This window comes from Vibrio sp. Vb0304 (genome assembly GCF_033338995.1).
In the GTDB taxonomy this organism is placed as follows: Bacteria; Pseudomonadota; Gammaproteobacteria; order Enterobacterales; family Vibrionaceae; genus Vibrio; species Vibrio alginolyticus.
Map to the genome: position 1 here is coordinate 73,191 of NZ_JAWOTT010000017.1, position 12,202 is coordinate 85,392.

General features: G+C 42.1%; 13 protein-coding genes. 5 read left to right on the forward strand and 8 right to left on the reverse strand.

Translation table 11 applies throughout. The features are described 5' to 3' along the window. The first annotated feature begins 49 nt into the window (after positions 1 to 49). From lpxM to waaA, 4 genes are read left to right on the forward strand one after another with little or no spacing between them, the layout of a single operon-like run. On the forward strand, positions 50 to 1,036 hold the full coding sequence (gene lpxM / locus R7P35_RS18005; protein ID WP_054579402.1) for a lauroyl-Kdo(2)-lipid IV(A) myristoyltransferase: 987 nt from the start codon (positions 50 to 52) through the stop codon (positions 1,034 to 1,036). Then, positions 1,033 to 1,755, forward strand: coding sequence for a glycosyltransferase family 25 protein (locus tag R7P35_RS18010; RefSeq protein ID WP_053307407.1), 723 nt, complete (start codon positions 1,033 to 1,035; stop codon positions 1,753 to 1,755). Before lpxM ends, R7P35_RS18010 begins: the two co-directional genes overlap by 4 nt. Continuing rightward, positions 1,752 to 2,807 carry a lipopolysaccharide heptosyltransferase II gene (waaF, locus tag R7P35_RS18015; protein ID WP_025768326.1) on the forward strand — a complete coding sequence of 352 codons (1,056 nt, stop codon included), beginning with the start codon at positions 1,752 to 1,754 and terminating at the stop codon, positions 2,805 to 2,807. The genes R7P35_RS18010 and waaF overlap by 4 nt, the downstream gene beginning before the upstream one ends. After that, positions 2,801 to 4,060: a lipid IV(A) 3-deoxy-D-manno-octulosonic acid transferase gene (gene waaA, locus R7P35_RS18020; RefSeq protein WP_213904779.1), complete on the forward strand. Its 1,260-nt coding sequence runs from the start codon at positions 2,801 to 2,803 to the stop codon at positions 4,058 to 4,060. The genes waaF and waaA overlap by 7 nt, the downstream gene beginning before the upstream one ends. A 57-nt stretch (positions 4,061 to 4,117) precedes the next feature. Here the strand turns inward: waaA and R7P35_RS18025 are convergent, their stop codons facing one another. Both R7P35_RS18025 and R7P35_RS18030 read right to left on the reverse strand, forming a co-directional pair. Then, complete coding sequence (locus R7P35_RS18025) at positions 4,118 to 4,540, reverse strand: adenylyltransferase/cytidyltransferase family protein (protein ID WP_005379435.1); 423 nt, start codon at positions 4,538 to 4,540, stop codon at positions 4,118 to 4,120. Next, positions 4,537 to 6,054, reverse strand: a complete 1,518-nt coding sequence (locus R7P35_RS18030) for an asparagine synthetase B family protein (protein WP_164666588.1) — start codon at positions 6,052 to 6,054, stop codon at positions 4,537 to 4,539. Before R7P35_RS18030 ends, R7P35_RS18025 begins: the two co-directional genes overlap by 4 nt. Positions 6,055 to 6,225: 171 nt before the next feature. Here R7P35_RS18030 and R7P35_RS18035 point away from each other — a divergent pair, with 171 nt between their 5' ends. Further along, entirely contained in the window at positions 6,226 to 7,476 is a 1,251-nt protein-coding gene (locus R7P35_RS18035) for a CDP-glycerol glycerophosphotransferase family protein (RefSeq protein WP_005379433.1), read from the forward strand. Positions 7,477 to 7,534: 58 nt separating this feature from the next. Here R7P35_RS18035 and R7P35_RS18040 read toward each other — a convergent pair whose 3' ends face one another. The 6 genes from R7P35_RS18040 to rfbB all read right to left on the reverse strand — a co-directional run. Further along, positions 7,535 to 8,467, reverse strand: a complete 933-nt coding sequence (locus R7P35_RS18040) for a glycosyltransferase family 2 protein (RefSeq protein ID WP_213904778.1) — start codon at positions 8,465 to 8,467, stop codon at positions 7,535 to 7,537. Beyond that, positions 8,464 to 9,573: a DegT/DnrJ/EryC1/StrS family aminotransferase gene (locus R7P35_RS18045; protein ID WP_213904777.1), complete on the reverse strand. Its 1,110-nt coding sequence runs from the start codon at positions 9,571 to 9,573 to the stop codon at positions 8,464 to 8,466. The genes R7P35_RS18040 and R7P35_RS18045 overlap by 4 nt, the downstream gene beginning before the upstream one ends. After that, the gene (locus tag R7P35_RS18050; RefSeq protein ID WP_047009430.1) at positions 9,566 to 10,036 is read right to left on the reverse strand and encodes an acyltransferase; all 471 of its coding nucleotides are present in this window, start codon (positions 10,034 to 10,036) and stop codon (positions 9,566 to 9,568) included. The genes R7P35_RS18045 and R7P35_RS18050 overlap by 8 nt, the downstream gene beginning before the upstream one ends. Further along, positions 10,014 to 10,433: a sugar 3,4-ketoisomerase gene (locus R7P35_RS18055; protein ID WP_053306496.1), complete on the reverse strand. Its 420-nt coding sequence runs from the start codon at positions 10,431 to 10,433 to the stop codon at positions 10,014 to 10,016. Before R7P35_RS18055 ends, R7P35_RS18050 begins: the two co-directional genes overlap by 23 nt. Next, positions 10,434 to 11,300 carry a glucose-1-phosphate thymidylyltransferase RfbA gene (rfbA, locus tag R7P35_RS18060; RefSeq protein WP_005379428.1) on the reverse strand — a complete coding sequence of 289 codons (867 nt, stop codon included), beginning with the start codon at positions 11,298 to 11,300 and terminating at the stop codon, positions 10,434 to 10,436. Continuing rightward, positions 11,300 to 12,202: dTDP-glucose 4,6-dehydratase (rfbB, locus tag R7P35_RS18065; protein ID WP_318092441.1), on the reverse strand; the 903-nt coding region annotated here is incomplete at its 5' end. The genes rfbA and rfbB, both read right to left, overlap by 1 nt.

Consider the following 12,202-nt stretch of genomic DNA (forward strand, 5'->3'; position numbering starts at 1 on the left):
TCTCATTTAAACCACTTCGCCCGTACACGAATAGGTAACTAGACACGCCATGACCATAAAACGTGATGACTTCGACCCTAAAGCATATAACCCTGAGTTTAAGCGCCACTTTCTGTCGTCTAAGTACTGGGGCACGTGGTTAGGTGTTATCTTATTTTTACCTTTATCATTAATGCCACTGGGTTTACAAAAGTGGTTGGCGAAAACCATAGCCAAAAAACTGTCGAAATCCCACAAGGGGCCAGCTCACCGAGCGAGGGTTAACTTTGAGCTGTGTTTTCCGGAAAAGTCGTTCCAAGAACGTGAAGCTTTGATAGAAAAAACACTCTACACAGCAGCCATGTTCTTTTTTCGCTTCGGGTTACTAAGTTTACGCTCACCAAAATGGCTTCAGAACCGTTGCCAAACTCGCGGCCTAGACATTTTACGACAGCACATTGATAACAACGAAAATGTGATTTTAATGGTTCCCCACTCTTGGGCAATTGATGTGCCTGCTATCTTGCTCGCGTCAATGGGAATGCCAGTTTCTGCAATGGCGAAGAAACAAAAGAATGATGTTGCTGACTGGCTAATGCACAAGCAAAGAGTCCAATACGGTGGTCGTGTTTATGAACGCTCTGGTGGTGTTAAGCCGTTTTTGAAATCAGTTCGAGATGGCTATGTAGGGTATTACCTACCCGATCAAGATCACGGCCCAGAGCATAGTGTGTTTGTGGATTTTTTTGCAACACGTAAAGCAACGCTACCTGGTTTAGGCAAAATTGCGAAACTATCACGCTCAAAAGTACTACCTCTATTTGCGTCGATGAACACTGAAGATGGTACGTTTGATATTGAGATTTTACCAGCGTTTGAGCTGGATAAAGGCGAAGAGCAAGACGCTCGTACCTGTAATGAAGCCATTGAATATTTTGTCGGTGATAAACCCGAACAATATATGTGGGTACTACAGTTGCTGCACTCTCAAGAAGACGGCAATAACTATTACAATTTGTTTAAACCAAGATATAACAGCGACTGGAAAGTGCAGTGAAAGTATTTGTCGTAAGCTTGGCTCGATCGCTAGATCGCCGAGAACGTATTGAAGAAAAGTTAAAACAACAAGGCATTACGTTTGAATTTTTTGATGCAATAGATGGCTCTGTTGACCGTTTTCTTCATTCAGAAAAAAGTCGTCCTACCATTACTCTACGCCGCAAAGGGTATCAATTAAAAACCAGTGAAGTCGCCTGTTTTGCAAGCCATTACGAGTTGTGGGTTCGCTGTGTTGAGCTTGATGAACCGATCGTCATCTTAGAAGACAACGTCGACCCCGTCGAAGGGCTGAAGCAAGTACTCGAACATACCCTTCCATTGACTTCTAATTATGACTACATCAAGTTGTCTGCTACTCAGAAGCGTGTATTCACCCCAATCGTACCTATTGATGATAATCATATGCTAGGGGGATACTCAGCAGGCACTTGTGGTACCACCGCTTATATCGTCACACCTAAAGCAGCCTCAAAGTTTGTTATGCATGCTCAAGAGTTTATTGAACCAGTCGATGACTACATGGAAAAACCATGGAGACATGGTGTTCAAGTCTACAGCGTGTCTCCAGATCTCTTTACTAGAGCAGAGATTGCTTCGACGATTGGTGGTAAAAGAAAAGATAAATCCAAAATGACTCTTGCGAATAAAATATACGCTGAACTTTTTAGAACTTATGAGTCAATTTTGAAATTCCTATACTGGAAAAACAAAGCATGAAGATTTTAGTCATTGGCCCTGCATGGGTCGGCGATATGGTAATGTCGCAATCGTTATATATCGTATTAAAGCAACGCCATCCAGATAGCCAAATTGACGTTATCGCTCCAGGATGGTGTAAACCGATTCTTGAGCGTATGCCAGAAATCCATCAAGCGATTGAAATGCCTATCGGTCATGGTGAGTTTAACTTATTAGGCCGCAGGGAAATTGGCAAATCATTACGTGAAAAGCAATATGACCACGCCTATATCTTGCCTAAATCAGCGAAATCGGCACTGATCCCATGGTTTGCCAACATTCCTCTTCGTACTGGCTGGAAAGGAGAAATGCGCTATGGTTTATTGAATGATTTACGCCCTAACATGAAGTCTTTTCAGTACATGGTAGAGCGCTATGTAGCGTTAGCTTATCCAAAAGCAGAAATGGTGGACTCTAACTCTCTTGGCGGGCTTGAAACCTTACCTCGCCCTCGCCTTGCAATCAACGCGGCAGAGCAACAAGCCACGATCAAAAAGTTCAACTTAGCCCAAGACCAACCAATTATCGGACTGTGCCCAGGAGCAGAGTTTGGTCCTGCCAAAAAATGGCCCGAAACACACTACGCTGAAGTTGCGACGCAAATGGCTCGTTCTGGACATCAAATCTGGTTGTTTGGTTCTCAAAAAGACTTAGAGACTTGTAACAATATTCGCGCACTTGTTCCGACGCAATTCCATGAGCACATTCATGTTCTGGCAGGCCAAACCAGCTTAATTGAAGCGGTCGACCTACTTGCTGCATGTAAGACTGTTGTCGCGAATGACTCAGGCTTAATGCATGTGGCAGCTGCGGTTGGTTGTAATGTTGTTGCAGTGTATGGCTCAACTTCACCGAAGTACACCCCCCCACTCGCAGAAAAAGTGGAGATTGTTCATACCGATATTGATTGTCGCCCTTGTTTCCAGCGTGAATGTCAGTACAAACACCTTAAGTGCTTGACAGAACTTTCGCCTAAGCAAGTGCTAGATAGTATCCAAAAACTTGACGCCATTACGATAAGCTCATGTTAGTTCGCATTATTTATACCTTACTACTCGCCCTAGCGTCACCGCTGCTTTTATTTGGTTTGTACAAGAGCAAACCAAATAAGCCTAAGTTCGGCTCTCGCTGGAAAGAGCACTTTGGCATAACCCCCAAGTTAAAAAGCAACGACAAACCTATTTGGATACATGCCGTATCTGTTGGTGAAAGCATAGCAGCAACACCTTTAATCAAAGCCCTTAAGGAACAAAACCCCGAACAATCTATTCTAGTTACAACAACAACAAGTACGGGAGCTGAACAGATTGCTAAGTTGGGTAATTTAATTGAACACCGCTATATGCCAATTGACTTTGGGTTCGCTATCAAAGGTTTTCTTAAAGCAGTGCAGCCAAAACAGATGTTGATCATTGAGACTGAGCTGTGGCCAAACACGCTTCACAATGTTCACAAAGCGGGTATCCCTATAACTGTCGTGAATGCGCGCCTATCTGAAAAATCGTGTCAGAACTACGCCAAAATACAGCGGCTTTTTAACCAGCTTCATCCATGCCTAACTCAAGTACTCTGCCAAACGGATTCAGATGCAGAGCGCTTCGAACGCTTAGGCGTTGAGAAAAAGAAACTATCCGTTACTGGCTCGATTAAGTTCGATATTCAAATATCAGAGCAAGTGAAACAGCAAGGACAGCAGCTTCGAGCCCAACTTGGAAACGATCGTCCGATTTGGATAGCAGCTAGCACCCACAAAGGCGAGGACGAACAGGTATTAGATGCACATAGACAAGTTTTAAAATCTCTTCCAAATGCTTTACTCGTTTTGGTTCCTCGCCATCCAGAACGATTTGATGATGTATTCACGCTTTGCCAACAGCAAGGATTTAAAACTGTGCGTCGTACTTCAACGCATGCAGTAGAGACGAATACTCAAATATATCTCGGCGATACAATGGGTGAGATGCTAACGTTGATGGGCGCAGCGGACATCTGCTTTATGGGTGGAAGCCTAATTGGAGATAAGGTTGGTGGGCACAATGTGCTAGAGCCTGCCATGTTAGAAAAAGTCATAATCACTGGCCCTAGCTATTTCAACTTTAAGGAGATTGTATCTGACTTATTGGATATAGATGGGATATTACTAGCCAGTGATACAACCGACTTGGCTAAGCATCTAACATCCCTTCTTTCACAACCATCCTTAAGTGAACTCTATGAGATAAAGGCCTGTCACTATGCAAAACGAAACCAAGGTGCTTTAAAAAGAACTACCGATAAACTATGAATCCGAACTTTAAAAGCCAAAATTGAATTTTTGGCTTTTAAAAATTAGAAATAACTACTACTTTCGTTCACTACGAAGCGAAGTTAGGGTCTCATTGATTAGGGTGCTAGAGGTTCCTTCAGTGTAAGGGAAATAAATAACCTTACAACCTACAGCAGCTAAATCTTTCTCGTGTTCCTGCCATTTAGAAGTTTCATACCAATCATCTCCTACGAATAGATAACTCGCATGATTCTTTCTCGCTGCAGAGGCTTTATCCATATCTTTTTGAGGTATAGCTACATCAACATACTTGCAAGAACGTACAACCTCTATCCGCTCATGGTATGGTATTACTGGTTGCTTACCTTTATATGCGACCAACTCATCAATCGTAACTCCTACCACTAACTTGTCGCACATGGCTTTTGCGTTACGTAATAAATTCACGTGGCCAACATGAAATAGATCATATACGCCACTTGTATAACCGATAATCATTTCATCAATACCTTTAAATTTTCTTCAAACCACAATTCATAAGAAGATAATAAGTTCGGGTTGTCAAAAACCTTTGTAAGATCAACAGGAAAGCCAACTTTTCTCTCATACGCAAAGCTTTTTCCTTTAAGTGGAGCAATTAACTCACGTAGAGGTAGCTTCCCTAGTGAACCATTCATTAGTCTACCAGCACTGAATTTGATTGCGGCTTCGAATACATGATAATTGGCAATAGGATCTCGCCCTTCAATTCCAGCAGCCATTAAAGCAAAGTCTAACCGCCTAAACAAAACTGGCATATGATACTTAATAAAAAAGTATCGTACTTTTTCAAAAGGAGTTAAATGCTCCAATCTGGCAAATAATTCAGAGAACTCTCGATAAGTCGTAGTGTCTTGTCTTGGGACCTTATAGCAGTAAAACTCTAAAAATGTATCGAGTGAAAAACTCTCACATTCCGCAGCCCAATTAAATATACGGTCATACCCACCAAAGAATTCATCCGCACCTTCGCCCGAAAGAAGCACCTTAACTCCATCCTGAGCAGCAATTTGGGAGATACGATACAGAAGAACCTCATTAGGCACAGACATTGGTTCACCTCTTAGAGCAATTAACTCGTCAAAACAGCGTTTGTACTCATTTGCTCCACATTCATGAACGGTTAGGTTAGGAATATTTTGCTCTTGAAGAAAAGTGATATCATCATCACCTTTAAAACCAATAGTGTATAGTTTCTCAATATCAGTTAGTTGATGAATCAAATTACTGTCAATGCCTCTACTCATTAGAAGGCCAACCTTAGCATCTGAAACTAATCGACTATTGATGCCATCTCTAACTGCTTTTTCTAATTGCTCTTGCGATACATCTTCATATTGTTGAAAGAAGTTTAAGCTTTCAAAATAGCACCCATTGACAAAGCATGAACCAGGTTCAACAGTTGATACTTCTTTGAAATATGAGCCACTAAAAATGGGCGCACGAGCTGCATGATACTCTTCAATAGCTAGAGGGTTCACAGGTAAGTCAAAAAGTGCCTTCAATACATTAGGCTCAGAAGAAAATGAAATACCGTGTGGAGATTGATGATAAAATAGAGGCTTAACACCAAACTTATCCCGACACGCATGCTGCAGCTTTCCGTCTGCACTTACGTAAACGAATGCGAAAAATCCGTCCAACTCGTTCTCAATAAGATGCCCAGAGATAATAAGGTCGCTTAAGAGTGTAGTATCGCTCGTGTACTCTTTTTCAAAGTACTTTTGACCGAGCTCCTTGTAGTTAAGGATCTCGCCATTAAATACTAGTATACCTCCTCGAGCATCAATAACAGGTTGATTACTACCCGAACCTAGTTCGATAATAGAAAGCCGAGAGTGATAGGCTTTCCACCCTCCATGCTCGACTAACCCAGAAGAACAATCTGGCCCTCTAAATCGCAAGCATTCTTCAATGATTTTGCTGTGCTCTTGGATCACTCGTGGATCATTAGAAATAAAAATACCGCACATACTCTGCCTTACTTCAAATTGAGGTAGCTTTGACTGTACCAAGATGTCATCATATCGCCTAAGAGCTGTCATCTTAGTTTAAGCCCAATAATCAACCTAGCAGTTTACACTAGAACAATGTTTGGTTATAGGGGAGTCAAAACTGAAGTCGTATGTAAAAGGTTTATGGCCATGCCATTAAAGAAGTCGATCAAGACATTGAGACAAACTGTAAAGTATCAACTAAACATACTCGCCGATGAGCGACGTTTAAAAAAACTAAAAAAGAAAAATAAAATAAGAGTAGCCTTCTTTGTTCTTCATCATAGTGTATGGAAATGTGACGCAGTCTTCAGAGCAATGATGGAAGATGACTTTTTCGAACCCTTTATTTTTGTCTGTCCTTACACAGGAAAGGATGATGTATCTTGTATACAAGATGTACAAAAAAATGTTAATTTCTTCCAAAATAAAGGCTACCCAACTGTCAGCTCTTATAATAAAAATAAATCTACGTGGATTGACATTGACACTCTTGACATTGATATCATTTTTTTCACAAACCCACATAAAATAACAAAGAAAGATTATTACTCTAAAGCTTATAGTAAGTATTTATCTATTTATATCCCATATTCTCATCAAATATCAAAATACAACAATTATAAAGAACAATATAACCAACAATTTCATAATATGATGTGGAAAATATTCGCCCCACATTTTGATGAGGTGGATATTTTTAAAAAAAATTCCGACTTAAAAGGTAGAAACATCTTAGTGACCGGCTATCCTGCAACAGAGCCACTAATCAATAATGAGCTTGTTGCGAATTCACCATGGAAGAAACAGGACTCTAATAAGCTACGAGTTATTTTTGCTCCTCATCATACAATAGACACACCAGAGCTTCCTTACAGCACCTTCTTAAGCTTTTCTCAACAAATACAATCACTTTCAGAAAAGTACAAAAAAAACATTCAGTGGGCATTTAAACCTCATCCGATGCTAAAAGAAAAGCTATACAAACACAAAGATTGGGGAAAAGAAAAAACGGACACATATTATAGGTTTTGGGAGCAATCTAGCTTTAGTCAACTAGAAGAAGGAGATTACTATGATCTATTTAAAACTTCAGATGCTATGATTCATGATAGTGGCTCCTTTCTTGCGGAATATTTGTATTTAAACAAACCTGTAATGTATCTAGCATTAAGTGATGATATACGAAATTACCAAAATCCATTTGGTAATAAAGCATACGATAGTTGCACTAAAGGAAAATCTTATTCGGACATTGAGAACTTTCTTATAGATTTAATCCATCACAAAGCACCAGTAGATCGAACATTCTTTGATAATGAATTAGCAATACACTTTAGAGAATTAACGCCAACAATGCGTATAATGAATCACTTAAAAGAAGAGTTAAAAAATAGCTAACCAATATAGGGCTACCATGTTAGCCCTATATTTTATAAAGATTCTCTAGCTATCTAAATCATTTCAGCCTTCTTATTACTTTTAAGGCATTTTCAAAATCACCACTATTAAAAAAATAACGTAATACATAACTATAAAATGCTAACTTACTTGAGGGGATAGATGCCATAAACTCAGCGGTACACATACGCTTTTTAATCGCACTCGCAACTTTAGTGGCGTTTTTACTCTCTGCATCTCGCAAGTTCATTTTAAGATCTTGCAGTTCACGCTGAGCATTAATTACTGTGTTGTTATACCTTTCTTCACGTGTTTCTTTTGCGAACGTTGATATGCCACCTAATCGATATTGGATCCATTTTTTGTTTTCATGATGAATACCATTTAACAAAAAGGCTCGAAGGACATTGATGCGATCTTCATTGATGATATCTTTGTTGTAAGGAGCAAACTCGTTCAGTACATCAGACGTAAAAGCGGCGCAACAGCCATCTACTGCACATTTTCTATTAATAATATTTTCGAGTGTATAAGGCTTTTTATTCTGCTTGATCGATTCAAATGGCTCAATGATATCGCCTTGCTCGGAAATTTTGTCGTAACTACCAATAATTAAGCTTGGTTTACCATTTTTCAACCAGGCTTCATAAGTTTCCTCAACTCGGTTCGGCATCGCTATATCATCGCCAGCTTGTACAATAATAAGCTTATTTTGGTATTGCCCCCGCAAGGAGTTGATTTGGCTAACTAAACCAACATTTTGCGTATTGTGGCGATATTCAATATTTAATCCTTTAGGCGCAAACTCTAAAAGCGATAGAATCTTTTCATGGCTATCATCTGGAGAGCAATCGTCCAATACTAACAGCTGGCTCGGCCATGCTGTTTGATGTAATGCCGCCGGAAGCGTTTTATCGAGATAACTTGATTGTTTGTAGCAAAAGAAGACATAAACCACATCTTCTAATACTTGCACATGCTCTTGTGTCATTGCTCAACCTTAAAAGAGTTGATTGCATCGACTACTTTTTGACTCTCGTCTTCACTCAAGTAGGGCGACATCGGCAATGACAGCACTTCATTTTGCAACTGCTCCGTCAGCGGCAATGACAGATGACTGAACTCTTTATAAGCCTGCTGTTTATGCGGCGCTATCGGGTAATGTACTTGTGTCTGAATACCATGCTCTGATAAATGCTTAACCAATGCATCTCGGTGTGAAGTTCGCACCACAAACAAATGCCATACATGTGCCTCAGGCTCAGCTACTTCCGGTAAGATAATATTCGGGTTGTTGATTTCGCGTAAGTAAAATTCCGCCAACTCCTGACGCGCTTTCGTCTGCGCTGGAAGGTAGTTCAGTTTCACTGACAACATCGCCGACTGAATTTCATCCAAACGACTGTTCAATCCTTGATAAAGATTCTGGTATTTAACATGAGAGCCGTAGTTACGAAGGGCACGCAAAGTTTCTGCCAGCTCATCATCGCTGGTCGTAATAGCACCACCATCACCTAACGCACCTAGGTTTTTACCCGGATAGAAGCTAAAACCTGAGGCATCCCCCCATGCGCCAGATTTCTTACCAGCAAGTGTCGCACCATGAGACTGAGCGCTGTCTTCCAGCACGAGAAGATTGTGTTTTGTCGCCAACGCCATAATCGCTGGCATATCGGCTAACTGACCATACAAATGCACCGGCAAAATCACTTTAGTCTTTTCTGTAATCGCCGCTTCAATCGCTTCAGGACTGATATTGTGAGTCTGCTCATCCGGCTCCACAAACACCGGTACCAAGTCCGCTTCGGTGACCGCCAATACCGATGCGATATAGGTATTACCCGGTACGATAACTTCATCACCTTTGTTGATTTTTCCTAGCTCTCGCCAAGCCTTTAACGTCAGTGTTAAAGCATCTAGACCGTTCGCAACGCCTATACAGTGTTTAACACCACAGTAGTCAGCAAATGCTTGTTCAAACTTTTCAGTTTCCTTGCCAAGAATATACCAGCCAGATTCAATCACGCGTGCACAGGCTTGTTTCAATTCGTCTTCGTACTCGGAATTTAAGCGCTTTAGCTCTAAAAAATTAACCATTATTTTTCTCTACATAACGTACTATCTTGGCTGGGCTTCCAACCACAACCGCATAGTCTGGCACTGAACGGGTGACCACACTGCCTGCACCAACCATCGCATTTTTTCCGATGGTTATGCCGGGCAAAATTGTGGCATTGGCGCCAATGGAGGCGCCTGACAGGATTTTTGTTTTTGGAAATGCCTCTGGCCATACTTTTGAACGTGGGAACTTGTCGTTCGTGAAAGCCGCTGCTGGACCAATGAACACATCATCTTCAATTTCAATGCCATCCCAGAGGTAAACGCCACACTTTACGGTGACTCTATCTCCTAGGACCACATCATTCTCGATGAAGGTATGCGCACAGATATTACAGTCACGACCAATTTTAGCCCCAGCAAGGACCACGGCAAATTGCCAAATAGATGTCCCCTCGCCAATCGCCGATGAAGCAACATCACTGAGTGCATGAATTCGCATGGGCTACCTCTTTAAGAAATGTGTCATAGTCACGGATATAGTCGGCTTCATCGTATAACTCACTGGCTACGACCATCAGTACACAATCTTCAGAAAAGTCGTGCATCTCACGCCATTTTAAGCCTTTGATATGCAGTCCTACATCGGGAGAGGAAAGCGTCACTGTCTCTTTCGTGGTACCATCATCAATGACGAAAGTCACGCTACCTTTCATGCAGATAGCGACTTGCTCTAAGTCGTAGTGTGCATGAAAGCCCCTCGCTAAACCGCTTTGTGTATCAAAGATGTAGTAAATACGTTTGATATCAAACGGAATGTTTTTGTGTTGCTCTAACGAGATTAATGAGCCTCGCTCATCACCCATTTTCTGAAAAGATATTAGCGGTATATTCGACATTTATTCTTCCAATAACTCTAGAAGATAGCGGCCATAATCGTTTTTAGATAAGGCTTTTCCTGCAGCTTGAATGTGCTCTCGCGTTAACCAGCCTCGGCGATACGCAATCTCTTCTAAGCAAGCCACTTTGTAACCTTGGCGTTTCTCGATCGTTTCGACAAAGTGAGCAGCTTCAAGCAAGCTGCCATGTGTTCCCGTGTCTAACCACGCAAAGCCACGCCCTAGCACGTCAACCGTCAACTTCCCTTGCTCTAAGTAAGCTTGGTTAATACTCGTAATTTCTAGCTCGCCACGATGGGACGGTTGAATAGTTTTGGCAATGTCCACAACGCGGTTATCGTAGAAATACAGTCCGGTCACGGCGTAATTGGATTTTGGCTTGAATGGCTTCTCTTCAATCGATAGCGCTCGCATCTCTTCATCAAATTCCACCACACCAAAGCGCTCAGGATCTTTCACTTTATAGCCAAAGACCGTCGCACCTTCCGTTAAAGCAGCGGCTTGCTGCAACTTCGGAGTGAACCCTTGCCCATAAAAGATGTTGTCACCCAGCACCAAACATACTGAGTCATCGCCAATGAATTCTTCACCAATGATGAAGGCTTGAGCTAAGCCGTCTGGACTTGGTTGAATCGCGTATTGCAACTCAATGCCAAACTCTGAGCCATCACCCAATAGGCGCTGAAATCCTTCCTGGTCTTCTGGCGTGGTGATGATCAAGATTTCACGAATGCCCGCAAGCATCAGTACTGACAACGGGTAGTAAATCATTGGTTTGTCATAAACCGGCAGTAACTGCTTAGAGACACCGCGTGTAATAGGGTAAAGGCGAGTGCCCGAGCCACCTGCTAAAATAATGCCTTTCATTATTCGCCCGCTCCTAATCGCTCTAAACTGTATGAACCATCAAGCACGCGTTGCCACCATTGCGGGTTGTTTAGGTACCATTCCACGGTTTTACGAATGCCGCTTTCAAAGGTTTCTTCCGGCGTCCAGTTAAGCTCTTGAGCAATCTTGGTCGCATCAATTGCGTAGCGCACATCATGACCGGGGCGATCTTTGACATAAGTGATCAAAGATTCATAAGACTCAACACCTGCCGGCTTGTCTGGTCGCAGCTCTTCAAGCAAAGCACAAATGGTTTTCACTACTTCGATGTTTGCTTTTTCGTTATGGCCACCGATGTTGTAGGTTTCACCGACTTCACCTTCGTTGACTACTTTGTAAAGCGCGCGGGCATGGTCTTCCACAAACAGCCAATCTCGGATTTGCATACCATCACCGTACACAGGCAACGGCTTGCCATCGAGGGCATTTAAAATCATCAGAGGGATCAACTTCTCTGGGAAGTGGTACGGGCCATAGTTGTTGGAGCAATTGGTGACAAGTGTCGGTAAACCATAAGTACGCTGCCAAGCGCGAACTAGGTGATCGCTCGAAGCTTTAGATGCAGAATATGGGCTGCTCGGCGCGTATGAGGTGGTTTCGGTGAACAAATCATCCGTTCCCTCTAGATCGCCATACACTTCATCCGTAGAAATATGATGAAAACGGAATGCCGATTGGCGCGCTTCATCTAAGCCCGACCAATATTGACGGGCCGCTTCGAGCAGATGGTAAGTGCCCATCACGTTGGTCTCAATAAAAGCAGCAGGACCATCAATAGAGCGATCGACATGAGACTCAGCCGCTAAATGCATAACCATATCGGGTTGATGCTCTGAAAACACGCGATCTAGTTCAGCTCGGTCACAGATATCTACTTGCTC